Source organism: Enterocloster aldenensis (genome assembly GCF_003434055.1).
Taxonomy (GTDB): Bacteria; Bacillota; Clostridia; order Lachnospirales; family Lachnospiraceae; genus Enterocloster; species Enterocloster aldenensis.
Genome location: NZ_QVEX01000002.1, coordinates 299,324 through 323,249, shown reverse-complemented (window position 1 = coordinate 323,249; position 23,926 = coordinate 299,324). Strand labels below are relative to the sequence as shown.

Here is a 23,926-nt window from a genome sequence, read left to right as displayed (position 1 = left end):
GCATCCGGTATGATTTTTTGTCCAAACCATCAATTTTTTCTTATGAACCGGGAAGAAACGCCGATAAACATAGTAATGGAAATGATGAAGCATATCGGTGATTCTCTATAGATATAAGATATATGCCGAAATAGATACGGAAAGGTGGAATGGACAGGTGCAGATACAGAACAACATAGCATCCGTGAATTCATCCAGAAATCAGAAAATCATAAAAGGCAAACTGGATAAATCCTTAGAAAAGCTATCCTCCGGATTCCGGATTAACCGGGCCGGGGACGACGCGGCCGGATTGGCCATCTCTGAACTGATGCGCAGCCAGATAAGGGGTCTTGACCAGGCCATGCGCAATGTAAATGACGGTGTAAGCATGACCAATACAGGGGAAGGCGCCCTGACGGAAATACACTCCATGCTCCAGAGGATGAAGACCCTGGCCGTGCAGTCCGCCAACGGGACCTATAGCTCCGTGGCCAGGGAAAATATTGAGTCGGAGCGGCTGCAGCTGCTGGATGAGATTGACCGGATCAGCCAGACCACGGATTTTGACGGTATTCCTTTGTTTAAGGAACATCCCGGAAATCTTCCTCCTGGATATGTACCCCCTAAAAAGGAAGGCGATATCAGACTCCAGATTGGGCACTCGGAAGCCGAGACCCTGGATGTGGAGCGGTATTACATGGGAAGCAAGGAGCTTCTTTTAAAGGATATGGATTTTACCACGGTGGACAATGCCAACCAGGCAGTGGATACCATTGAGGACGCCATTGAGGCGGTGGCGGATGTGAGGGCATCCTTTGGCGCGTCCTTAAACCATCTGGAGCATACCAACAGCAACCTTGGGGTGACAAAGGAAAACATGACAGTGGCTGAGAGCCGTATCCGGGACACCGACATGGCGGAGCAGATTACAGCCTATACCACGGAGAATATCATACTCCAGTCCTCCAATTCCATGATGGTCCACGCTAACAGCCTGCCGGACCTGGTGATTCGGCTGCTGCAGGGATAAATCAGGTTACAGGGATAAATCAGTCGCAGGGATTAACCAGGATTTACATGGAAGTTTTTTAAAGAAAAATCATACAAACCCTTATATATATTTTGAATTTGACGATATTCAGAATGTAAGGCAGCTTAATATAAACAGAGCTTTGCAGATACGTTTCATAAAGGGCCCTTATGGACGTATGGGCGGGGACAGGGAGGTTCCTGCCGGATATATTTAAAAATCAAGGAGGAAATATTTATGGTAATTCAGCATAATATAGCGGCAATCAACTCTTACAGAAACTTAGGCACCAACCAGAGCGCATTGAACAAGAACCTGGAGAAACTGTCATCCGGTTATAAGATTAACCGTGCAGGCGACAACGCTGCAGGACTTGCTATTTCTGAGAGCATGAGATCCCAGATTAACGGCTTAAACCAGGCAGCAGCCAATGCCAACGATGCCATCGGTCTGATTCAGACAGCAGAAGGCGCCCTGACAGAGGTTCACTCCATGCTTCAGCGTATGACCACCCTGGCTACCCAGGCTGCAAACGGTACATACAACTCTGTTGCCCGCGGCAACATCCAGTCCGAGATGAACGAGCTGATAGCAGAGATTGACCGTGTTGCCAACAACACGGACTTCAACGGTATTAAGCCGTTACAGAACGCCAATGGTTATGACGCCGCAACCCGTCCTGGCGATAAGAGTCATAAGATGACATTCCAGATTGGCCCGACAGCTGGTGAGACCATCCTGGTTAGCGGACAGTCTATGACAGTTTCAGGTATATTCTCTATAGCCGGTGGTGGTGCCTATGCGGGTAAGGTTGATCCCAGTAAGGTGGGGACAAAGGATCATATCCTGTATGTTGGTGAAAAGACAACAACCTATGCCAACCAGGCCATTACAGCCATTAAAGACGCCATTGATACTGTATCTTCCTACCGTGCTAAGCTGGGTGCTGCGCAGAACCGTCTGGAGCACACCATCAGCAACCTGGAGGTTACGTCTGAGAACATCACAGCAGCTGAGAGCCGTATCCGTGATACAGACATGGCTGATGAGATTACAAACTACACCAAGAACAATATTCTTCTGCAGGCTGCCCAGTCCATGCTTTCTCAGGCAAACGCGGCTCCTCAGGGCGTATTGAGCCTGTTACAGTAATTTTTGAACAGTGATTGATACTGGTTCCACTCCGTGTGGCGGAACCAACTTAAGAGAAAGCCATTTCAAAAGCCGGAAGCTGCGAAATGGCTTTCTCTTTTACAGACATAAGGTATGGAGGCGTTATGTTGGAGAGACAGAGCGGTGTGCGCATTTCCCAGTGCATGATTGTAAAGGATGAGGAAAATAACATAAAGAAGGCGCTGTCGTGGGGAAAAGGGATTGTCTGCGAACAGATTGTGGTGGACACGGGAAGCAGGGACCGGACCGTCCAGATTGCAGAATCTATGGGGGCCAGGGTATATCATTATACCTGGACAGATGACTTTGCCGCGGCTAAGAACTATGCCATCAGTAAGGCAAAGGGAGAGTGGATTGCCTTTTTGGACGCGGATGAGACATGGGCGCCGGGAGATGAGAAGAAGCTTCTTAAGATATTAGAGCAGCTGGAGCCTACCAGGGCTGAAGGGATAACAACGGGATTGATGCTGTTGGATGATGATGGGAAAGCCGCCGCCGCGGGAACCCAGATCCGTGTCTTCCGCAACCGGGCCAATCTGGGCTACCGGAGAAGAATCCATGAACAACTTGGATGGTTGGACGGGACTCCTATGCATATCGCCGACGCCACAGGGGAGCTTTCCATTCTTCACAGCGGTTACAGCGGATCTGTCTGGGAGGATAAGAAGGTAAATGGAAGAAATCTGAAGCTGATCCTTAAGGAGCTGGAGGACCATCCCGGCGATCATGAGATGATGGGGTATTTGGGAGATGAGTACTACGCGGCCGGAGATTTGAACAAAGCGGAGTCCTGGTACCGGGAATCCATTGCACGCATGCCGTCTCTGCTGGATGAAAGGGACCAGAGGAGCGCGTCCACTTTTACAAGCCTTCTGCAAATTATGGAAGAGAATGGAGGCGGAATTGATGAGATGAAGCTGATTTATGAGAAGGCTGTGAAGCTGCTTCCAAAGGAGGCTGACTTTGACTATATCATAGGTAATTTTATTATTGCGGACCAGGACTTCGGGAGGGGAATGTTTTACCTGGAACAGGCTCTGAACAAGCTTCAATGTTATGGCAGGAATAACCGGTCCATGCTCACAGGCAGCCACCTGGAGGAAATCTATGAAAAATTGGCTTTCTGCTGCCTGAAGACGGGAAAGGGGGAACGGGCGGTGAGCCTTAGCATTGCCGTTCTCAAGTCCGCGCCCTATTCCATGAAGTCTCTGTATGTCCTGCTGGAGGCATTCCGGGGGGATGGGGGCTGCTCTCCTGTGGATGCACGGAAAGTGATGGGTATACTGGAAAAACTCTATTGTCTTGATTCCATGAAAGACAGGCTGTTTGTCCTGAAGGCATGCTCTGAGCTGGAGTGGCCGGAGCTGGAGGCATATATAAATAAGCGGTTTACAGCGGAGGAGCTGTCATACATCCGTGCGGCATGGTCCGGCGCAAAACCTGCCTGTCCTGATGAGAAGAACATATAGAGAGGGAGGAACGTAAGATGAGATGCGAAGATGTGCGGCTTTCACAATGCATGATTGTCAAGAATGAGGAAAAAAACATTGAGCGGGCACTGTCCTGGGGAAAGGACATTGTGTATGAGCAGATTGTGGTGGACACGGGAAGCACGGACCGGACCGTTGAGCTTGCCCGGGCCATGGGGGCAAAGGTGTATGATTTTGAGTGGATTGATGACTTTGCGGCTGCTAAGAATTATGCAATCAGCAAGGCGTCCGGGGAATGGATAGCCTTTTTGGACGCAGATGAGTATTTTCCTCCGGAAGAAGCTGAAAAGCTGATGCCGTTGTTAAACAAACTGGCAAGGACACGGTATTATGTCATGCTTACATCCTGGATGCATGTGAACCGGGACGAGAAAATCTTTGCAGGCGGCGTACAGACCCGTATCTTTAAACGGATGGAGGGTCTGTGGTATAAAAAAAGGATTCATGAGGAACTGGCACTGAACGGAGGCAGTATTGTTGACTGCACGGTGGATGCCAGCAATGAGTTAGCCATCTTCCACAGCGGGTATGATCTTAATTCCAGTGAGGATAAGCAGAAAGGGGAGCGCAATGCCAGGCTGATTCTTATGGAGTTAGAAGAACACCCGGACGATTTTGATATGATGGGGTATTTGGGAGATGCCTATTATTCAATCAGGGATAATAACGAGAGGGCGGAGGAATGGTACAGGAAATCCATTGACCGGATGCCGGCGCATATCGATGAGTACGATGTAAGAAGCGCGGTTACCTTCTGGAAACTCATGACAATATTATATAAAAAGAATGATGAGCAGGCCATGATGGAAATTTATGACAAGGCAGTCCAGCTGATTCCGAAAGAATGTGATTATGATTATGTGGCAGGTAAATTCTATGTGGCAAAGCAGGATTTCAAAAAAGGCGCATACCACCTGGCCAGGGCGCTGCAGATTCTTGATGAGCATGGAAGCGTTAACCGGGGGGAACTTCTCACCGGCAACCTACAGGGAACCTGGGAACTTCTTGCCATGTGTCATTATCAGAATGGGGACCTGGATCAATGCGTGAAATGCTGTACCGCCCTATTGAAGGCAGACCGTTACCTTATGTCCACCCTGGTGATGATGCTTTGCGCCTTTAAATGGGATGAAGAAAGGAATGCAGCCAAGGACGCTGTGGTCACCAAGGCCGCTAAGGCCGCCGATGCCGCGGACGTGGCCATGTTCCTTGGAACCCTCTATGACATGAACCTGTTAAAGGACCGGGTATTCATACTGCGGGCCGCCATGAAGGCGGATTACGGAAACCTGGTGAAGGTGGTCAGGGGCACATGTTCCCGGGAGGAACTGCAGTGCTTTGACCAATCCATGGAACAGAGAGGCCGGCAGCCCTAGAAGGGAACCGGCCTCTCTGTTTTCAATATCATTGCCAAAACACATGAAATCATCCATTATCCTCTGCCCCTTCCTTCCCCCGCCCAACTGCCCACAGCGGCGCCCCATTGTCATGGCTCTGTTTCAGCTCCGCCATAAGCTGGCCCAGTTCCCATTCTTTTGTGCTGTTCTCATAGCTGTTGGGGTCTGCAATATGGACATTCCCATTGTCCAGGTACTCTGTAATCAGGATAAAATGCCCGTTATCCGTGAGGGCGCCCTTTCCCATAAGGGCAATCAGGATATGTCCGCTGTCCAGCAGTCCGGCCGCATTTCCGGCCGTCCTTTGTTTCACGCTCTCCACATGAATCCCATGGGCTGATAAGGAATCCTGTATCAGGTTATGGTAGGAACCTCCCTGAGGAGCGTAACAGCCATTGTCTGCAGCCCAGTCCGCGGCCGACACAGGGGTGGCGGGTGTGGTTGAAAAGCTGTTGATTATCATGGCAACGGCAGTGGGGCCGCATCCGTATTTCTTCATTGGGTCCTGTCCTCCGTACAGATAATCGCCCCATCTTTGGTCAGCCTGATTGTAATAAAGCATGGGCCCCATGGCAGTGTTGAGCATGACGGCGTAGGAGGCGCCTTCCTGTTCCGGCTCCTTATCAAGGGTCAGGTCATCCAGGCGTCCAAGTTCCCGGGACACCTCCAGGTAGGGAACGGACGGGGAGTCCGGCCCTGTCTGGCCTTGTTCCGGTTCCTGTCCCGGTTCCGGCCCCGGTCCGCCGGCTCCGGCTTCCCGGATGGGACCGGCGGTGTCGGAGATAAGGTTATCAGGAACAGGCTCAGATGTCTGGCCGGATATTCTGCGGTATAAACGGTCTGCCTTTTCCAGGACAGAGGGGCCCATGTAAAAGGAAAGGCTGGACGTCATAATCAGGGCGGATATCAGAATCCCCCCTCTGATTAAAGCCGGATAAGAAGGGGGCTGCTTTCTTTTTTTTACATCTTTCTTTTTTCTCATATCTTTTTTCCGGTCCGTCTCAGGACTTGGAGAGCCGGTTCACAACTGCCTGCGGGATGGACTGCAGGGGGGACTGGACACAGACCGCCCCGATTTTATAGGCCTCCATGGGCATTCCGTATACAACACAGGTCTCCCGGTCCTGGCCGATGGTATAGGCCCCGTTTTTGCGCATGCGCAGAAGCCCGGCCGCTCCATCGGCCCCCATGCCGGTCAGAAGGATGCCGATGGCCTTGTCCCTGACCGTGTGGGCCACGGAATCAAACAGCACGTCCACGGAAGGACAGTGGCCGTTGACTTTTTCGCCGGGACTGCACTGGACCGCATAACCAGCCCCCATACGTACCAGGCGCATCTGCTGGCCCCCTGGAGCCAGAAGGGCAAGGCCGGGGCGGAGCCGGTCCCCGCCCTTGGCCTCCCGGACCTCCAGTTTACACAGCCGGTTCAGCCGCTCCGCGTACATGGCTGTGAAGCCGGCAGGCATGTGCTGGGTTATGACAATGCCTGGCATATTGACAGGAAACTGCTTTAAAATCTCAAGTATTGCCTCGGTGCCTCCCGTTGACGCGCCTATGGCTATGACGGTCCCGTTATCTGATTCCGGTTTAAACTGTGATATCACCTTACCGGATATACGGCGGCTGGAGGTGACCGGCACTGCCTGGGATGCGGGGACGCGGATTTTGGACTGGGAAGCCACAATCAGCTTGGAAATAAGCATGGATAGGAATGCATCCTTGCTCATATGGCTGTTCATATCCGGTTTCCTCACAAAGTCCACCGCCCCGGCAGCCAGGGCGTCAAACACTTTGATGTTGAGGGAGGATACCAATATGACCGGAAGAGGATGCCTGGGCAGCAGCTCCTTTAAAAAATCAAGACCTGACATCCCCGGCATTTCAATATCCAAGGTCAGGACGTCAGGCTTAAGGGGGGGTATTTTCTTCCTTGCATCAAAGGCATCTATTGCATATCCTATGATTTCAAGATGTTCATCCTTTGAGAGCTGGGTTATCAGCCAATTTCTGTATACTGCTGAATCGTCAATAATCATCAGCCGGATTTTACGTTCCATATCATATCCTTCTTTCTGGTAGTTCAGTATAAATAACCGTTACCGCACCTTACGGTAAATGGCAGGCATCAGGTAATGGTATGGGCATTCTGTCTTGTTAAGGCTCTCTGAGTGGCCTATAAAAAGATAACCGCCCGATACGGTTGCGTTATAAAAACGCCGTACCAAATCCACCTTTGTGGGCTGGTCAAAATATATCATCACATTCCGGCAGAAAATCAGGTCAAAGGGCCTCCTGAAACGGATGGGGTCCATCAGGTTAAAGGTCCTGAATATGACGTTCTGTTTGATGGCAGGTGCAATGCAGTAGGAGCCTTCGCCGGATTTCACAAAATACTTCTGTTTCCAGGATTCCGGCACACGGCCCAGGCTTTCCTCCTGGTAGGTGGGATTCTGGGCCGTGTTCAGTATCTGCTGGGATATGTCGGTGGCCAGTACGCGGGTATCCCAGCATGAGGCCTGGGAACCGAAAAATTCCTTGAGATACATGGAAATCGTGTAAGGTTCCTCGCCCGAGGAGCAGCCCGCGCTCCAGATGGAGAGGATCCGGTCCCGCTCATGGGCCCTGGCCAGGTTGGGAAGGACCGTATCCCTCAGATAATTAAAATGAGCCTCTTCCCGCATGAAGTATGTATAATTGGTGGTCAGCTTATTAAGCATGCTGGTCACCATATCCCGGTTCTGTCCGGAAATAATCTCGTCCACATAAGGTTTGAAGCTGGTATAGCCATTGGCCGTAAGCATGTTTGAGAGGCGGCTCACAATGAGCTGCCTCTTTTTTCCAAGGTCAATGCCGTAATTTTTTTTGATATAAGTGTAAAGCCTGTGAAAATCTTCATCCGTTAAAGTTAGCATATTGGGACTCCTGTGGGATATCTTGGCAGTTAATACTGGTAGTTGGCAAGGGCGTGGCAGTCAAAGGACATCAGCACACCGCCGTCTTCTATGTTTACCATGCCGTCCAGTAATTTCTGCTGACGCTTAACAGGAATGGGCCGTACGTCCTGGAAATTGATGTCCATGACCTGGCGGACCGAATCCACTACAATACCCAGGGATATGGAATCAACGTTGAGGACAACAATACATGTCTTATTGGTGTATTCCACCTCCGGCTTGCCCATGCACAGGCGGATGTCCACCACCGGAAGAATCTGTCCCCTGAGGTTTATGATTCCCTTGATAAAGGATGGGACCAATGGAAGGGGGGTGATAGCATAGGCGTTTATGATTTCAATTACGTATTTTGTGCTGAGGAACAGGACAAGCCCTCCTGACTCAAAGGTAAGGCAGCGCTCCACTGAATTGTTCATATCCTCGTTTTCCGGTTCCTGTCCATTCTGGATTTCGATTTGTTCTGACATAATTCATCCCTCCGCGTGTTATATATTTTCAATGGCAGCAGCATGCAGGCTGAGTATATCAAGTATAATGCTGATATTTCCGTCACCCAGGATGGTGCATCCGGTTATGCCGTAATTTTTAAGTTCAAAGCTGTTTAAGTAGGTTGGGAGAGGTTTGACGACCACCTGCTGTTCGCCGATCAGGTCATCTACGAACAGGCAGTAGGAGCGGTCGCTGGCCTCCACCCAGAGAAGGATGCCGTCTTCCGCGGAAGTGACCTGGGTATCCAGCCGGTAGAAGTTATGGAGCCGGATAATGGGGTAAAAGCTGCCCATGCGTTCCACCATCTCATTGCCGTATTCGTCAAGGATGATCTGATTGTCCCTGACCTTGAAGGACTGGCGGATATTGGATATGGGAATGGTGAAAATGGAATTCCCTACCGTTACCTTCATCCCGTCCACAATGGCAAGGGTGAGAGGAATCTTCATGGTCATTGTGGTGCCTGCCCCGTCCTCGCTGGAGATAGAGACAGTGCCGCCCACGGATTCCACATTTTTCTTGACCACGTCCATGCCCACGCCGCGGCCCGAGTATTCCGTCACGGCCTGGTTGGTGGAAAAGCCGGGAACCATGATAAGGCTTAAGGCTTCCTTCCTGGTATATTCGCTTTCCGGTTTGGTCAGCAGTCCCTTTTCCTTGGCCTTGGCCAGGAGCTTGTGGGGGTCCATGCCGTATCCGTCGTCTGACACGGAGATGACCACCTCGCTGCTGGTATGGGAAGCGGACAGGATGATTTCACCCTGGGGGTCCTTGCCCGCGGCAATACGTTCTTCTTTTGTTTCTTCTATGCCGTGGTCCATGCTGTTGCGTACAATATGCATGATGGGGTCCTGGATACTGTCCACAATGGTTTTATCCACTTCCGTGTCCTCGCCGATGATTTTAAGGCGCACATCCTTGCCCAGCTTCTGGTTCATGTCCCGGACAATCCGGTTCATTTTCTGGAACACGCCTGATATGGGGACCATGCGCAGGGACATGGCAATATCCTGCAGATCGTCCGTAAGCTTGCGCAGCTGCCGGCCGGACTTCATGAAGTTGTCAAAGCTGTCCCTGGGAAGGAGCTTCAGTTCAGGGGAGGAGGTGACCATGGACTCGGTTATGACAATCTCCCCCACAATATCCATCAGGCTGTCCAGCTTCATCAGGTTCACACTGATTAGGTTCTGCTTCACAGGCGCGTAGTTTGGCTGCGGTGAGCTGCCCTGAGTAAAGGAACCCTGGGCCTGGGCCTGAGTGGACGGGGACGCAGCCTTTTTGTTATCCTGTCCCTGGTCCGCGGCCTCCTGTTTTGCTTCCGTATCAGGGGAAACGGACATATCCAACTGTTCATAGGACCGGATATGGTTCTGTGACTTGATGATATCCTCGGCCTGGGCAGCAGTCTCCCTGTTGCTGAAGGTCAGGAAGAAACCGTTCTCAACAATGGTCTGGCAGGTATCAGGGTTGCTTTCCATATCTGTGGGATAATAGTTAAAATCCAGTTCACATTCCTTTAAGGAATTGGCAATCATATAGGCGCGGAGGTTTTCCATGCCAACCCCCTCTTCCAGGAAGATGTGAAGACAGCACACTGCCTCAGGGTCCGGGGGAAGGGAGCTGTTATCTGCCTTATCCGTCCCGTTTTTAGGGCTGCCAGGGATTGGCGTACTGTTTTCAGGATTGCTGATTTTCTTTAAAAAGCCATTAATTTCCAGGGCAAAGGAATCAAGGTTATCTGACAGGGGAGCGCCCTGCTCCACCTTTTCCACTTCACTTCTCAAAAAGTCCTCTGACCGGAACATAAGGTTAAACAGATCCTTTTTATGTTCCTGGTTCAGGGATTCTATCCCTTTGTCACGGATATAGAAGAATAAATCCTCGATATGATGTGCAATTATAGAAAGGGAACCGAATTCCATCATGGCAGATGACCCTTTGATGGTATGCATAATCCGGAAAATTTCATTTACATCATCCGATGAAAACTCCCCGCTTTTTTCGTCTGCAACAAGCATCTCGTCTAACTGGTCTAAAAGGGAATTGGTTTCATACAGATACGTATCAAGCATACTTTCCATACCATTATCCATTGTGCTTACACCGCCTTCTTTAAAATTTTAATCATAATAAAACCATAATTATTTTATCGGCACAAAAAATAAAAGCATAAGGGAAAACTGAGGGCAGCTTGGAATATATTAAAATTTTGTTATATTATGTCGTAAAATGCCGATATACATATTATGGAATTATGAGAAAGGCGGAAATAAACCATGCGGGAATACATGAAACAGCAGATAAGGGAAATGCTGGCTACCCTGGGAAGGGCGGAAGCAATCCTGGACTCCAGGACAAAGAAGCGGGATACAGAGGAGATGGCCCGGCTGCTTGAGGATATGCAGGCATCGGCCATGGCAATCGGAACAGCCATAGAACAGGTGGAAGGGGACGGCACACAGACAGTGGGACTTCTGGAAGATTACTGTGAACTGCTCTGGCAGTACATGGTGGAGGAGGACTTAAAGGAACGTTTCAGCAAGGGCAGGCAGCTGGCAGGCAAGCGGGGGGAGATTGGTTCCAGCCTGGAGACTGAGTTTGAAGCGCGGCTGGAAATCGCATTCCTTGTGTGCAGGAGCCGGATCTGGAAGCAGATGGAACGTTTCTACCATCTCATGAAGGATAAAGCAGACTGCTATGTGCTTACCGCATCTTATAAGGAAGAAAATGCATCAGGGGAAGGAACCGTGACACATGATGAATCAGGACTCATGCCAGGGTCGGTAAAGCCCTTTGGGTTCGGACAGTATGACATCCGGGAAAGGAAGCCGGATATGGTATTTATAGACGGCCCTTATGCGCAGCCGGGACAGGCGGGAATCCAGCCTGATTATGATTTCATGGAAATCAGGGAGAACGCGGGGATGGTGTTTTACATGCCCTTTTATGAAGAGGAAGGACTGGCAGATAAGGAATACTGCTATACACCGCAGGCACTATATTCCGATATCATCCTGGTCCCGTCCGGGAAAATCAATGAATTATATGTGAATGCCATGAGCCGCCTGGATAACGGAAGGGAGATGATAAAGAAGATTTATGCATTGGATGGGCCGGATGGGTACGGGGCGCTGGCGGATGCATGGAAGAAAAAGAGATAATAGGGGTAATTAAGTAAACAGTTTTATAGATGAGCAGAATTTTAAAGAATCAGAAAGGGGATATAGGAGTATGGATTTATTGACAGGAATCGCGTCAGCCAGTATTGACATTAAAGGCGCGCGTCTCATGACAGATATGAATGTGGCAATGCTGGGCAAGACCCTGGATACGGCCCGGGAACAGGGGCAGGCGCTGCAGCAGATGATGGAATCAGCAGTACCAGCTGCGGGAAACACGCATCTGCTGGATGTATATGCTTAGCAGTTCCAAGGCATCTGCTGGATGTGTATGTTTAGCAGTCCCATGGCATCTGGGCAGGCGGAAATCTTAACAAGATTTTAACATATTTCCGGAATAAAGAAGTTAGGGAAATAAAAAGGGTGTCGATATATTAAGATATAGGGAAGAAAAAGGAAAGGACACGAATAAATATGAAAGATTTTAAAATTGCTAAAAAGCTGACAGCTGTATTCGCAATTATCATCGCATGCTTCTGTATTGCCGTGATTGCCACTATTCTGGGAATGAATAATGTGGGAAACAGTTATGAAAGCTTTTATGAAAACAGCCATGAAGCCATTGTGCGTTCCTCCAACATCCGGATTCAGCTTCAGACAGCCATTAAGAACGTATCCCTGGCCACGGTGGATTCCAATTCAACTAATACCAATGCTTATGTGGCGGAAACAGAAGAGGCCATGAACACGGTAAAAACAGAGCTGGAATGGTTCCGGAACAATTATGACGGGGATTTAAGCCTTCTTAACCAGTTTGAGTCCAAGATGAACGCGGTCCAGGATTTACGGAACAAGATATCATCCCTGGCCCTGGAGAACACGGCAGCGTCCAATGCATCGGCCCAGCAGCTTTTAACAGGCGAATATAACCCAAAGGTGAATGACGCAATTGAAGACATCAGGAGTTTCGCGGATTCCGTGGATGTCCTGGGACAAAAGGATTATGAAACCTCCATCCGTGTCCGGAACATGCTTTTGATTGTGGCTATCCTCTTATCCGTGGCAGCCATTGTGATTGCGGTAATCCTGGCCCTTATGCTGATTCGTGCCATCGTGCCGCCGATTAGGGAAATACAAAAGGGTATGGAGGAGATAGAAGCAGGAAACCTGGAGGTCCAGCTTCAATATGAATCCAGGGATGAACTTGGACAGCTTTCAGACAGTGTCCGGGGCATGGTGGATTCCCTGAAAGCCATTATCCATGATGAGGATTACCTGTTTGCAGAGATGGGAAATGGGAATTTTGACGTCCAGACCCGTATTGCGGATAAATATGTGGGTGATTTTACCTCCATACTTACCTCCATTGTGAAGCTGAGAGATAATCTCAACAGCACACTCATGCAGATTAACCAGTCCGCGGACCAGGTGTCAGCCGGTTCCGACCAGGTCTCATCCGGCGCCCAGGCCCTGTCACAGGGAGCCACGGAACAGGCTTCTTCTGTGGAGGAGCTGGCAGCCACCATTAATGAAATATCCGGTAATGTAAAGGCCAATGCGGAAAATGCCAGGGAGGCCAGCCGTAAAGCGGCCCAGGTCAAGGACCAGGCAGGGGAAAGCAGCCGGCGCATGCAGGAGATGCTTTCTGCCATGACAGATATCAGCAGCAGTTCGGGTGAAATCGGGAAAATCATCAAAACCATTGAGGATATTGCATTCCAGACCAATATATTGGCGTTAAACGCAGCAGTGGAAGCTGCCAGGGCAGGGGCGGCAGGAAAAGGTTTTGCCGTGGTTGCTGATGAGGTGCGCAACCTTGCCGGCAAGTCTGCGGACGCTTCTAAGAATACATCTGCATTGATTGAAGGCTCCCTTCATGCAGTGGACCGGGGCACCAGAATCGCCAATGAGACAGCGGAGGCCCTGAACCAGGTGGTGGACGGGGTCCAGAGCGTAACCGTGACCATCGATAATATTTCCAGCGCCAGCGATGACCAGGCCGCGTCCATTGGTCAGGTTACTCAGGGCATTGACCAGATATCCAGCGTGGTCCAGACGAATTCAGCCACGGCTGAGGAGAGTGCTGCTGCCAGTGAGGAGCTTTCCGGCCAGGCCCAGATCCTTAAGAACCTGGTTGGGCAGTTCCGGTTAAAAACAGATGGCACGGGAGCGCGTGCATCCCGGCCAGCACCCGCACCAGTACACGCCAGTCAGGATATGTCCGGTATGGGATATGAAAGCGGGGAAAAATACTAAAAGGGTGCTGCCTTTTAACCGGTGACAATGGGAAGGTCAGGATGAACATATTATTTGTAAAATATTTTCTTATTGGGGCGGTGGTTATCGCGGTATTTACATATATGAATGACCGCCGGTAAATGGAACTGGTATATAAAAAGCTGTAAAACCAGCATCAACAAGTTGGTTTTACAGCTTTTTTTCCATACAGGCGTAAAGATTCTGTTAAGATTTTCTTATGCGGGCCCAAATAATGCCGATATATGATGTAAAGGAGGTTACAACAAATGAAGAATTTAAAGATTCGTTCAAAATTATTTATTCTTGTGGGGATGCTGATGGTGGGGCTGATAGGGTTGGGGATTGCTTCCCTCAGCTTTATGTCTAAGATTAACAGCAGCAGTACCATACTGGCAGAGAACTGGATGCCGTCCATCATAGCAGCGGAAGAGTTAAACACCTTGACATCGGATTACCGTATTAATGAATTTGCCCATATCGTGGCCCAGGACCAGGAAAGCATGGCGTCCTATGAAACGGAGATGGAGCGCATTAAGGGGGAAATTGATGCGGTATTTAATAATTATACGTCCAATCTGGCGACAAATGACACAGACAGGGGCATGATGGAGGATACCAGGACTGCCTGGCTGGAATATCTTTCCATCCATGACAGGATGATTACACTTAGCCGTGAGAACCAGACCCAGGAAGCCATGAGAATGGTAAATGGAGAGGCCAAGACCCTCTTTGACCAGGCGTCGGCCACCCTGCTTAAGGTGGTGAACTTTAACACGGAGGGCGGGACCCAGGCCAGTATGGATGGAGACGCGTTATATTCCGGGGCACGGCTCATCATGACAGCAGTCATTATACTGCTTGTTGCGGCAGGACTTCTGTGTTCCGTTTATGTGGTCAGGAGCATCACCTCCCCGGTTAAGGAGATAGACCAGGTGGCAAAGAATATAGCGGCCGGGAACCTGGACGAGGAAATCCATTACAGGTCCAGGGATGAACTGGGAACCCTTGCGGTCAACTTTAATTCAACGGTGAGCAGGCTGCGGGATTATGTGAATTATATTGATGAGATTTCCAAGGTCCTGGACCAGGTGGCGGAGGGCAATCTGGTGTTCCAGCTGACCTATGATTACGCAGGTGAATTTGCCAAGGTAAAAACAGCCTTAACCAATATATCGGATTCCCTTAACAATACCATGTCCCAGATCAGCCAGTCTTCCGACCAGGTGGCAAGCGGCAGCGAGCAGGTATCCGACGGAGCCCAAGCCTTGTCCCAGGGAGCCACGGAACAGGCTTCCTCCATTGAAGAGCTGGCAGCCACTGTCAACGAGATATCTTCCCAGGTAAAGCAGAATGCGGATAATGCGCAGAATGCCAGCAGCCGGGTCAATGAAGTGGGAAGCGAGGCAGCAGAGAGCAACCGCAGGATGCAGGATATGCTGGCTGCCATGGGGGAAATCAGCGACCGTTCCAGCGAGATTGGAAAAATCATCAAAACCATTGAGGACATTGCATTCCAGACCAATATCCTGGCACTGAACGCGGCTGTGGAGGCCGCCAGGGCAGGCGAGGCCGGAAAGGGATTCGCGGTTGTGGCGGATGAGGTCAGGAACCTGGCCAGCAAAAGCGCGGAAGCATCCAAGAATACGGCTGCCCTGATTGAAAGTTCCCTTAAGGCAGTGGAGAATGGAACAAAGATTGCGGACGACACGGCCATGTCCTTAAATGAGGTGGTGACCGGTGTGCAGGATGTGACGGGAACCATCAATGAGATATCAAACGCATCGGAGGCACAGGCCAGATCCATCTCCCAGGTAACCCAGGGGATTGACCAGATATCCAGCGTGATTCAGACCAATTCCGCAACGGCAGAGGAAAGCGCTGCCGCCAGTGAGGAATTATCAGGCCAGGCCCAAATCCTTAAGAATCTGGTCAGTCAGTTCCGTCTTAAGTCTTCCGGAGGAAGCAGCTTCGGGACACAGGCTCAGGCGCATGAATCTGTCAGCAGGCCATCCTCTCCTGTATCTGCAGGCGTCGATAAGTATTAAAGTATGAAAATAGGAACGTTATAAGACCCCCTATGCGGATTCGGTGTAAGGAATCAGCGTGGGGGTTCTTTGCTGGTGCGCCCGGCGGCGCACGTTTCTAACCGGTGCGAATCCGGAATCCGTCCGGTAGTGGGAAGGATATAGCCGAAGGCAAGGGTGTCCATCGTGAGGTGGAATCTGAAGGAAGCTGGATGTTGGGAACATACGAACCAACGGGCAAACCTCTGGTCTGACGAACAGAAATCACATAAGAGGCTATGCATGAGGGTAAGGCTGCCAGTCAAGCCGAAGCCCAATAACTACACGGAATCATGCATGGTAGATGTGGCAGATGGATGGAGGGAAAGAAACGTGTGGTACCCGGGGAGGTCTGTGCGAAATGTCCTGAAAGGGATAACCATTATCGTGAGGTAGTGCTGAACACACAGAAGTTAGCCGAGGTCATAGTAGTCGAAAGATGAAGGGCCGAATCAATAGGAGTCTTAAGTACAACCGGGAAAGGAGGAAAGAGCATTGGGGACAGAAAACAGAGACAGCTGCCCGCAGATAGATAGCGCGGAACGTGAAGGGTATGTGGGAGCGCACCGTTCTTTCCGCCGGATATGGAAGGAAAGAGACAGTGCACAGCCGGAACTCTTGGAGAAGATACTGCATAAAGACAACCTGAACAGAGCTTTTAAGAGGGTAAAGGCAAACAAGGGAGCGCCGGGAATCGACGGAATGACCGTAGAGGAAGCAGGCGATTACCTCAGGAAAAATCAAAAGGAGCTTATAGAGCGGATTAGAAGGGGAAAATACACCCCGGATCCAGTAAGACGGGTAGGGATTCCCAAGCCGGAGGGCGGAGTGCGAAAGCTTGGCATCCCAACCGTGAAAGACCGTATGTTCCAGCAAGCCATAGGGCAGCAGCTCATGCCAATCTATGAGCCGCTATTCTAGGAAAATAGCTATGGCTACCGTCCAGGAAGAAGTGCAAAGGATGCCATCCTAAAGGTAAAAGAGTATGCAGGACAGGGATACACCCATGCAGTAGCATTGGACCTGTCCAAATACTTTGATACACTGAACCATGAAATGCTTTTGAATATCCTGCACAGGGAAGTAAAGGATGAAATGGGCAACCAATGGATAAAGAGATACCTAAAAAGTGGAGTCATGGAAAACGGTGTAGTCATGGAGACAGAGGATGGTTCGCCGCAGGGAGGAAATATTTCACCATTGCTGGAAAATGTCTATCTGAATGAGTTCGACCAGGAGTATGAGAAACGAGGAGTGGCTTTTGTACGATATGCGGATGATATAGTAATGTTAGCCAAAAGTGCCAGAGCCGCAAAGAGACTGCTGGAGACAAGCACGAAGTATCTGGAAGGGACACTGAAACTGCAAGTGAACCAGAAGAAAAGTGTGTAGTAAGTGTATTTGCAATCCGAAATTTTAAGTTCCTAGGCTTTACATTGGGAAAGAACGGAAAGGGCATCCATATCCGGGTACATGGAAAGTCATGGGAGAAAATGAAGACAAAACTGAAAGACCTTAGTTCCCGAAGGTCTGTTCAGAGCATACGTCCTTCGTTAGAGAAGATAAAGGAGTACATGCGGGGCTGGCTGAATTATTATGGAATTGCAGAGATGAAGAAGCGAATAGAGGAACCCAATAAATGGCTATATCACAGAATCCGAATGTGTATATGGAAACAATGGAAGAAGCCGAAAACGAAGGTGAAGAACCTGCTGAAACCGCCGTGTACCGAACGGTACGCACGGTGGTGGTGTGCCATGCAAGGCACACGGAAGATGAAGGTAGGCCCTTCGGCAGGAATTGAACAGGTAAGCCTGTCAAATCACTCTAATGCTGCTATGATTCAGGTCATGGTAGTGAGCGATTAGAGAAAAGGTTGTACAAACAATCAGATATGATACATGAAGATGAATGAAAATGAACCATTGAAGAAGTGTCGAAAGCGTAAGATTTCTGCAAAACTTACTTTTCACCACTGAGTAAGGATGAGGATGGAGGAAACCTGTAAAGCCGACTATCTGTGGAACGGCATTAAGATGGCATGAGCATGTATCAGGCTTCTGTGTGAAACATGGGAACCTGTAGAATAATGAAAATCGAAAAGATTCAAGTCACAGAAAGATGAGGTCGAAAGTAGAAATGTATTCTACAGGGGCGGAGTTACTCGTAGTAGTGTTGAAGTTGTTGTAATGACGATGGAGCAAAGGGGTAACATCATTCTGCTTGATACTGATAACAACTAGGAAACTAGGAGGATTTGATGAGCGAGAGCAAACAATACGAAATACCGAAGAAAGTGGTTATTGAGGCATATAAAAGAGTAAAAGCAAACAAAGGCAGTGCAGGAATTGACGGTATAGATTTTGAACGGTTTGAAAAGAAACTAAACAATAACCTATATAAGATATGGAATCGAATGAGTTCAGGAAGTTACTTTCCATCACCAGTATTATCGGTAGAGATACCAAAGAAAGCTGGTGGAACAAGGAGGTTAGGTATACCAACCATTACGGACAGAATTGCACAAATGGTTGCAAGAATGTATGTAGAACCTGTGGTAGAGCCGATGTTCTGTGATGACTCGTACGGCTATAGACCAAACAAGTCGGCAATCGATGCAATAGCAACAGCAAGGAAACGGTGTTGGAGATATGATTATGTCATTGAATTAGATGTTAAAGGATTGTTTGACAACATCAACCATGAACTTCTAATGAGGGTTGTGTTAAAGCATGTAAAAGAAGAATGGATTTGTCTGTATATAAAAAGATGGTTAGAAACTCCATTTATAACCAGAGAGGGACAAGTAATTGAAAGACTGTCTGGAACACCACAAGGTGGAGTGATAAGTCCAGTCTTAGCAAACATGTATTTACACTATGTTTTCGATATGTGGATGAAAAGAAATTTTCCACAAGCACCGTTTGAAAGATATGCGGATGATGGTGTAATACATTGTCGTACAAAAGAAGAAGCCTTTGTCATCAAAAAGAAGTTGGCAGCCAGATTTGCGGAATGCAAGCTCGAACTACATCCTGTTAAAACAAGAGTAGTGTATTGCAAGGATAAGGACAGGACAAGGAATGAAGAACTTACAGAGTTTGATTTTCTTGGTTACACATTCAAAGCAGTATATATTATGTGCAAAGATGGGAAAGTTAGATACAACTTCATTGCATCGGTGAGCAAGACTTCGTCTAAAAGCTTCCGGGATAAAATTAAAGCTATGGAAGTTCATAAGAGGACAGGGTGTAAAATAGACATCATAGCGGAGATTCTTAATCCCTTAATTCGCGGATGGATGAACTATTTTGGTAAGTTCAATCCATCCGCAATGAAAGGAACGCTACAATGTATTGATAGAAGACTGGTGAAATGGGCTATGTGTAAGTATAAGAACTTTCGAGGTAAACGGGGTAGAGCAGAGAAATGGCTCTGCACTGTAAGACAGCGAGAGCCAAAACTGTTTGCCCATTGGAGTAACTTGTATTCGTATTGTTGAATGATAAGAGCCGTATGAAAGGAGACTTTCACGTACGGTTCCGTGAGAAGTTTGAGGTGAAAGTCCTCTTACTTACTCGACTGAGAGGACGGCGGCTAATCACCGCCTCCTACTCGATCAATATCAGTACTTGTCCATGCTTGACATGTCCAATCCCCGCCATATGATATTTCCGTTGTTTGTAGATGTCTCTGTTATGCCCTGCGGCCCGGTTTGATGAGAACTGCATCAATATGTACACTGACATTATTCGGACCTTTTTGTACATGCAAGGTTTGTATTTCCAGTTGTTACCGCCGTGTTCTGAATTTTTAGGACTGCTTGCCGTTGCCTACGGATTCAAAGAGGCTGCGTATTGTTGACATGCTTTCCTGCGGAGAGCTTTGCGCCTACAAAATCTCAGAGGATTATGAAAGAGGGTAATTTTATGAAATCCATGAAAATCTTTGAACCTGCTATGTGCTGTCCGACTGGACTTTGCGGCGTAGGTGTTGACCCGGAGCTGCTGCGAATCTCCACCGTACTTGAGTGGCCTGTGCCACTGCCGTTTCCTTGCGGACACCGGGAAGGAGTGCTGTTAATCAGCACCGAACCAGTTTCCAATTGCCCCGGTAGAGGCCGCTGCTGAATATTGTGAAAGCGTAATTGTGCCTTATCGCGGTAAACTGCCGGAGACAATCATTGCGAATATGGAGAAACAGCTTTCCGGCTCATGTACCGTGGAAATCGCGGCGTTCAATGAGTTTTACAGGCTAAATACAACCATATTATTTTCGATACCGCTCCTATCGGCCATACTCTGCGTATGCTCCAGCTTAAGTCCGCATGGAGTAACTTTATCAGCGAAAGCACTCATGGCACATCCTGTTTAGGGCAACTCTCCGGGCTGAGCTGATAGTGAACGGCGTATTTTCCAGATTTGACGATGATGTGTCACGGAACCTATATAACAAACAGCAAGCGGCACTTGCTACCCTGCCGGACAGCCTACGCCCATTACCTATCCATATGGTACCGCTGCGGGCTTACAACGTCACTGGCATAGAAAACGTCCGCGCGCTGTTGACAGGCGAGTTTGATTTTACGATATAATCACTCATATTGCCCAGAATCCCCAGCAAAAAGCCATGGTAAAAAGCCTCCTTTGCATCCATATAGCTGATACACTCCTTTAGCAGCCTGGACAGTTCATTCTCGAAGACTTGTGCATTCCCATCCTGCATGGCCCGGTACATAGAAGATAAATCCCTCGATTATATCTTCTCGGTAAACTAGTTTTCTATCATATTCGTGTAAATATATTTGACCTCCAGGTTCGGAATTCCCATTGTAATATACCGATTCTCCCCTTCCAGCCTTCGGGATATTAATTTTAAATAGCCGGTTAAAAAAAGAAAATTCCACAGGTTATCCTCTGAGTTGTACACACTGTCATATGTGATCTCTTCATGGACTGGCTTTTCAATGGTTCCTCCTGCTAATAAGACCTCCAATTCACCTTTGACCGAAGGATCTGCGTTCTCAATCAGGCTGCGTACAATGCTGTTTGAACTGGTATTTGCCCAATAGGGAGATGGAAGCTTCCAACATTCTGTCTGCAGCTTCGCAAAGAAATGGATGCGCTTGTCGCTACACTGCCGGAATACGGTACTGTTATGGGCATATATGGCGTGGGTAAAACTTACGGTCCCCAGCTCATCGCCGAAATCGGTGACGTATCAAGGTTTACCCACAGGGAAGCTTTGACTGCATTCGCAGGTGCTGATCCGGGCGTTGACGAATCTGGCAGCTAAGATTTAAGAGCAACAAGGCTTCAAAGGTTGGCTCTTCAAGACTTCGTAAAACGCTGTTTCAGGTCATCCCCCCTTTGCTTCAAAACGCTCCAACTGGCTGCCCAGCTCCCTGCTGGTTGCAGCACTTTCCCATAAAGCGCAGCAGGGACAGTTTGCCTAAGAAAGCTGTCACTGCTGCTTTTTAAATCCATTTTTTAATATTTCCCAGCTTCCAAGGGAAGAGACATTGATTTCGCCACTTTCAAATGGGTAAGTGCTACCGGTTGCGCGGCTACGGAGTCAGTATCCTTTAGCTTGAATTTCCCAACCAGTTGTTTTAGCATACTTGCCTGACCGGAAAGTTCCTCGCTGGCCGCCGCGCTTTCTTCGGCGGTAGCGGAATTTGTCTGTACCACGGCAGAAATCTGGTCGATGCCTGTGGTTACTTGATTCAGGGAAGCCGATTGTTCATCTGTAGCCTCAGAAATACGCGCTACCGTGGTTTCAATCACTTTGGCGCTTTCCACTATCATTTTCAGGCTTTCCGCTGTGCCTTCTGTCAGTTTTGTCCCGTTTTCAACCGCATGGATGGAACTTTCGATTAGCGCCGTCGTATCCTTCGCAGCCTCGGCAGACTTGCTGGCGAGACTGCGTACCTCATCGGCCACTACCGCGAAGCCCTTACCTGCCGCGCCTGCGCGGGCCGCTTCCACTGCCGCATTGAGTGCAAGAATATTTGTCTGAAACGCAATGTCCTCAATCGTCTTAATAATCTTCTTGATTTGACCAGACGTTTGGCTGATCTCATCCATCGCAACGCTTAACTCCTGCATCTGCCGATTACAATCCAGCACTTTCATCCCGGTGCTGTCCACAAGACTACTTGTTTGTCGAGCGTTATCGGCTGTTTCCTTGACCTGACCACTGATTTCGTTGATGGTTGCCGCAAGCTCCTCCACAGAGCTTGCCTGTTCCGTCGCACCTTGGGAAAGCGCCTGCGCGCCGGCGGAAACCTGATCAGAACCGGCGGAAACCTGATCCGCGGCCATATTGATTTGCCCCAACGTATCGCTAAGAGATATTATAATTTGATTAGCCGATTCCTCAATTTCCTTAAAATTCCCCTTATAGTCCTCTTCAGGGGAAACATTGAAATTTCTGGCGGCGATTTCGGAAAATACGCGGGATAGGTCGCTGATATACATGCGGATTTTGGTTGCAGCTGCTGTGAAAGAATTCGCCATTTGCCCGATTTCATCTTTTATATCGGTATGTACGTCGATTTTCAAATCTCCCTGCTCCAATTGTCCAGCAGCTTTTTGCACCGCGATGATTGGTTTGGAAATGCTCTTTGCCATCAGAATTGCAAACAAAATGGAAATCAGGGCAGATGCGGCCACAATGATAATAATCACAAGCATCGTGATGGTGGTGCTGTTGGACAGATTTTCAGAAACCTCATTGCCCATCTTGACGTTCAGCGTCATCAACTGGTCCCCAGCCGCCGCCACCCCCACCATGAATGGCCGCGTTTCGGAGTAGAAAATCTCCATAGCCTCGTCATTTTTGTTTTGCAGCCCGAGCGCAATAACCCTATCGCGCGATGCACGATATTTTGTCAAATTCTCGTCTAAAGTGCTGATAAGCGAAAGTTCCTCGGGTGTCTGGCAATTGGGCCTTAACCGCGCAAACGCGTCGTTTGCCATTGTGGTGGCGTTTTCCAGCTCCTGCTGGGAGGCTTTAATATCGTCCAAATCGGTTTGCAGGACAATATCAAGGGTGAGCGCGGCGCCTTTATTCAAATAGGTATTGAACTGACCGATGTCCCCCTGAGCAAAGCCGTTGATGACGAGCGCATCACTATATTTCGTGTCGGTGTTTTTGAGCATGAATAGCCCGAGGATGCCGGCAATGCTGGATATAATGGTAACAATAATAAAACTCACAATGAGTTTCGTGCTGATTTTTTTCATATTCTTAAACATATTCTTTTCCTCCGTTTTCGCTTAGGCTGTCCATAATTTCGGCTGACAGTATTTTGGCCGCGTCTACTAGCAGCACAATCTTTCCCTCCTGCTTGGCAACGCCGGTGAGATAAGTGTTGTTCGGGCAATCGTCCGACACTTTAGGCGGCGGGGCAATCTGTTCCTCGCTGATAGCGGCCACCTCGTTTACTGCATCTACGATAAAGCCGATTTCTTTTTTACATATGGAAGTAACGATGACGCAAGTGCGCTCGGTATAGTTCATCTCCGGCTTGCCAAACCGAAGCCGCACATCAATCAGCGGGATAATGCTCCCTCGCAGATTGATAATCCCTTTCACATAAGTGGGAAAATCGGGGCGCTCGGTGATTTCTTGCATCCCTACGATTTGTACCACGTCCCGGATTGGGATGCCGAAAAGCTGCCTGTCCGTCCAGAAAGTTAGGTACTTTCCATTCATTTCCGAAACGGCGGCAAGAGCCTGATTGACAGATTCGGTTTGTGTGCTCTCTTGTGTTCCCATATCCAATTTCTCCTTCACTTTTATTTATTCTAAAGGGCAGATAATGCCTGAAGGTTCGTCCTGCCATTGTTCTTATTAAAATGCCCTTTAAGGCAAAAACTTATTTAATCTCTCCCGTCCTCCTTAAATTCCAGCAATAAAGTGGGTTCCTAAAAAACGCATAAAACATTCATTGTTTCTTCCTATAA

The 23,926-nt window shown here is 48.8% G+C and carries 20 protein-coding genes and 2 pseudogenes; 14 read left to right on the top strand and 8 right to left on the bottom strand.

Annotation, left to right across the window (positions count from 1 at the left end):
- Positions 1–157 precede the first annotated feature (157 nt).
- From DWX59_RS07835 to DWX59_RS07820, 4 genes are all read left to right on the top strand, one after another.
- Positions 158–1,012: a flagellin N-terminal helical domain-containing protein gene (locus DWX59_RS07835; RefSeq protein ID WP_117558018.1), complete on the top strand. Its 855-nt coding sequence runs from the start codon at positions 158–160 to the stop codon at positions 1,010–1,012.
- 237 nt (positions 1,013–1,249) lie between these two features.
- The gene (locus DWX59_RS07830) at positions 1,250–2,164 is read left to right on the top strand and encodes a flagellin N-terminal helical domain-containing protein (RefSeq protein WP_117557796.1); all 915 of its coding nucleotides are present in this window, start codon (positions 1,250–1,252) and stop codon (positions 2,162–2,164) included.
- A gap of 125 nt (positions 2,165–2,289) precedes the next feature.
- Entirely contained in the window at positions 2,290–3,654 is a 1,365-nt protein-coding gene (locus tag DWX59_RS07825) for a glycosyltransferase (protein WP_235844957.1), read from the top strand.
- Between the two features lie 17 nt (positions 3,655–3,671).
- Complete coding sequence (locus tag DWX59_RS07820) at positions 3,672–5,051, top strand: glycosyltransferase family 2 protein (RefSeq protein ID WP_117557794.1); 1,380 nt, start codon at positions 3,672–3,674, stop codon at positions 5,049–5,051.
- A gap of 49 nt (positions 5,052–5,100) precedes the next feature.
- Here DWX59_RS07820 and DWX59_RS07815 read toward each other — a convergent pair whose 3' ends face one another.
- Genes DWX59_RS07815 through DWX59_RS07795 form a run of 5 tightly spaced genes read right to left on the bottom strand, consistent with a single transcriptional unit; the run spans position 5,101 to position 10,608 of the window.
- Positions 5,101–6,054: a C39 family peptidase gene (locus DWX59_RS07815; RefSeq protein WP_117557792.1), complete on the bottom strand. Its 954-nt coding sequence runs from the start codon at positions 6,052–6,054 to the stop codon at positions 5,101–5,103.
- Between the two features lie 19 nt (positions 6,055–6,073).
- Positions 6,074–7,129, bottom strand: a complete 1,056-nt coding sequence (locus DWX59_RS07810) for a protein-glutamate methylesterase/protein-glutamine glutaminase (protein ID WP_117557790.1) — start codon at positions 7,127–7,129, stop codon at positions 6,074–6,076.
- A 39-nt stretch (positions 7,130–7,168) separates the two neighbouring features.
- Positions 7,169–7,984, bottom strand: coding sequence for a CheR family methyltransferase (locus DWX59_RS07805; RefSeq protein ID WP_117557788.1), 816 nt, complete (start codon positions 7,982–7,984; stop codon positions 7,169–7,171).
- Positions 7,985–8,013: 29 nt separating this feature from the next.
- Positions 8,014–8,493 (bottom strand): chemotaxis protein CheW, encoded by a 480-nt coding sequence (locus DWX59_RS07800; protein ID WP_024725857.1) that lies wholly within the window; start codon positions 8,491–8,493, stop codon positions 8,014–8,016.
- An 18-nt stretch (positions 8,494–8,511) separates the two neighbouring features.
- On the bottom strand, positions 8,512–10,608 hold the full coding sequence (locus DWX59_RS07795; RefSeq protein WP_117557786.1) for a chemotaxis protein CheA: 2,097 nt from the start codon (positions 10,606–10,608) through the stop codon (positions 8,512–8,514).
- Between the two features lie 195 nt (positions 10,609–10,803).
- Here DWX59_RS07795 and DWX59_RS07790 point away from each other — a divergent pair, with 195 nt between their 5' ends.
- The 9 genes and pseudogenes from DWX59_RS07790 to DWX59_RS30345 all read left to right on the top strand — a co-directional run bounded on the left by DWX59_RS07790 (position 10,804) and on the right by DWX59_RS30345 (position 20,353).
- Positions 10,804–11,676 (top strand): hypothetical protein, encoded by an 873-nt coding sequence (locus DWX59_RS07790; RefSeq protein ID WP_235844956.1) that lies wholly within the window; start codon positions 10,804–10,806, stop codon positions 11,674–11,676.
- A gap of 70 nt (positions 11,677–11,746) precedes the next feature.
- Positions 11,747–11,938 carry a YjfB family protein gene (locus DWX59_RS07785; RefSeq protein WP_117557782.1) on the top strand — a complete coding sequence of 64 codons (192 nt, stop codon included), beginning with the start codon at positions 11,747–11,749 and terminating at the stop codon, positions 11,936–11,938.
- A 170-nt stretch (positions 11,939–12,108) separates the two neighbouring features.
- Entirely contained in the window at positions 12,109–13,890 is a 1,782-nt protein-coding gene (locus tag DWX59_RS07780; protein ID WP_117557779.1) for a methyl-accepting chemotaxis protein, read from the top strand.
- Between the two features lie 269 nt (positions 13,891–14,159).
- Positions 14,160–15,938 carry a methyl-accepting chemotaxis protein gene (locus DWX59_RS07775; RefSeq protein WP_117557777.1) on the top strand — a complete coding sequence of 593 codons (1,779 nt, stop codon included), beginning with the start codon at positions 14,160–14,162 and terminating at the stop codon, positions 15,936–15,938.
- 513 nt (positions 15,939–16,451) lie between these two features.
- Positions 16,452–17,674, top strand: a pseudogene (ltrA, locus tag DWX59_RS07765) (group II intron reverse transcriptase/maturase); the annotation flags it as partial.
- A complete protein-coding gene (locus DWX59_RS30260; RefSeq protein WP_409337929.1) occupies positions 17,596–17,760 on the top strand; it encodes a hypothetical protein in 165 nt (54 codons plus the stop codon). The pseudogene ltrA (DWX59_RS07765) and the gene DWX59_RS30260, both read left to right, overlap by 79 nt.
- Before the next feature lie 456 nt (positions 17,761–18,216).
- The gene (gene ltrA / locus DWX59_RS07760) at positions 18,217–19,458 is read left to right on the top strand and encodes a group II intron reverse transcriptase/maturase (RefSeq protein WP_117557773.1); all 1,242 of its coding nucleotides are present in this window, start codon (positions 18,217–18,219) and stop codon (positions 19,456–19,458) included.
- Positions 19,459–19,867: 409 nt separating this feature from the next.
- Positions 19,868–20,086, top strand: a complete 219-nt coding sequence (locus DWX59_RS29895) for an arsenic metallochaperone ArsD family protein (protein WP_353626756.1) — start codon at positions 19,868–19,870, stop codon at positions 20,084–20,086.
- Between the two features lie 177 nt (positions 20,087–20,263).
- Positions 20,264–20,353 carry a hypothetical protein gene (locus DWX59_RS30345; RefSeq protein ID WP_459208980.1) on the top strand — a complete coding sequence of 30 codons (90 nt, stop codon included), beginning with the start codon at positions 20,264–20,266 and terminating at the stop codon, positions 20,351–20,353.
- A 130-nt stretch (positions 20,354–20,483) separates the two neighbouring features.
- Here the strand turns inward: DWX59_RS30345 and DWX59_RS29010 are convergent, their stop codons facing one another.
- On the bottom strand, positions 20,484–20,693 hold the full coding sequence (locus DWX59_RS29010) for a hypothetical protein (protein ID WP_207660416.1): 210 nt from the start codon (positions 20,691–20,693) through the stop codon (positions 20,484–20,486).
- A gap of 363 nt (positions 20,694–21,056) precedes the next feature.
- On the opposite strand from DWX59_RS29010, the pseudogene DWX59_RS07740 reads away from it, so the two are divergent.
- A pseudogene (locus DWX59_RS07740) lies at positions 21,057–21,346 on the top strand (IS110 family transposase); the annotation flags it as partial.
- Positions 21,347–21,445: 99 nt separating this feature from the next.
- Here DWX59_RS07740 and DWX59_RS07735 read toward each other — a convergent pair.
- Complete coding sequence (locus DWX59_RS07735) at positions 21,446–23,215, bottom strand: methyl-accepting chemotaxis protein (RefSeq protein WP_117557771.1); 1,770 nt, start codon at positions 23,213–23,215, stop codon at positions 21,446–21,448.
- Positions 23,208–23,738, bottom strand: coding sequence for a chemotaxis protein CheW (locus DWX59_RS07730; protein ID WP_117557769.1), 531 nt, complete (start codon positions 23,736–23,738; stop codon positions 23,208–23,210). The genes DWX59_RS07735 and DWX59_RS07730 overlap by 8 nt, the downstream gene beginning before the upstream one ends.
- Positions 23,739–23,926: the final 188 nt, after the last annotated feature.

Excerpts from the sequence above, each read along its gene's own strand:
- DWX59_RS07815 (WP_117557792.1), bottom strand. The coding sequence starts at position 6,054 with ATGAGAAAAAAGAAAGATGTAAAAAAAAGAAAGCAGCCCCCTTCTTAT.
- DWX59_RS07830 (WP_117557796.1), top strand. The coding sequence starts at position 1,250 with ATGGTAATTCAGCATAATATAGCGGCAATCAACTCTTACAGAAACTTA.
- DWX59_RS07775 (WP_117557777.1), top strand. The coding sequence starts at position 14,160 with ATGAAGAATTTAAAGATTCGTTCAAAATTATTTATTCTTGTGGGGATG.
- DWX59_RS07735 (WP_117557771.1), bottom strand. The coding sequence starts at position 23,215 with ATGTTTAAGAATATGAAAAAAATCAGCACGAAACTCATTGTGAGTTTT.
- ltrA (WP_117557773.1), top strand. The coding sequence starts at position 18,217 with ATGAGCGAGAGCAAACAATACGAAATACCGAAGAAAGTGGTTATTGAG.
- DWX59_RS07790 (WP_235844956.1), top strand. The coding sequence starts at position 10,804 with ATGAAACAGCAGATAAGGGAAATGCTGGCTACCCTGGGAAGGGCGGAA.
- DWX59_RS07795 (WP_117557786.1), bottom strand. The coding sequence starts at position 10,608 with ATGGATAATGGTATGGAAAGTATGCTTGATACGTATCTGTATGAAACC.
- DWX59_RS07800 (WP_024725857.1), bottom strand. The coding sequence starts at position 8,493 with ATGTCAGAACAAATCGAAATCCAGAATGGACAGGAACCGGAAAACGAG.
- DWX59_RS29895 (WP_353626756.1), top strand. The coding sequence starts at position 19,868 with ATGAAAGAGGGTAATTTTATGAAATCCATGAAAATCTTTGAACCTGCT.
- DWX59_RS07785 (WP_117557782.1), top strand. The coding sequence starts at position 11,747 with ATGGATTTATTGACAGGAATCGCGTCAGCCAGTATTGACATTAAAGGC.
- DWX59_RS30260 (WP_409337929.1), top strand. The coding sequence starts at position 17,596 with ATGGCTATATCACAGAATCCGAATGTGTATATGGAAACAATGGAAGAA.
- DWX59_RS07825 (WP_235844957.1), top strand. The coding sequence starts at position 2,290 with ATGTTGGAGAGACAGAGCGGTGTGCGCATTTCCCAGTGCATGATTGTA.
- DWX59_RS07810 (WP_117557790.1), bottom strand. The coding sequence starts at position 7,129 with ATGGAACGTAAAATCCGGCTGATGATTATTGACGATTCAGCAGTATAC.
- DWX59_RS07805 (WP_117557788.1), bottom strand. The coding sequence starts at position 7,984 with ATGCTAACTTTAACGGATGAAGATTTTCACAGGCTTTACACTTATATC.
- DWX59_RS30345 (WP_459208980.1), top strand. The coding sequence starts at position 20,264 with ATGCTCCAGCTTAAGTCCGCATGGAGTAACTTTATCAGCGAAAGCACT.
- DWX59_RS07730 (WP_117557769.1), bottom strand. The coding sequence starts at position 23,738 with ATGGGAACACAAGAGAGCACACAAACCGAATCTGTCAATCAGGCTCTT.
- DWX59_RS29010 (WP_207660416.1), bottom strand. The coding sequence starts at position 20,693 with ATGTACCGGGCCATGCAGGATGGGAATGCACAAGTCTTCGAGAATGAA.
- DWX59_RS07780 (WP_117557779.1), top strand. The coding sequence starts at position 12,109 with ATGAAAGATTTTAAAATTGCTAAAAAGCTGACAGCTGTATTCGCAATT.
- DWX59_RS07820 (WP_117557794.1), top strand. The coding sequence starts at position 3,672 with ATGAGATGCGAAGATGTGCGGCTTTCACAATGCATGATTGTCAAGAAT.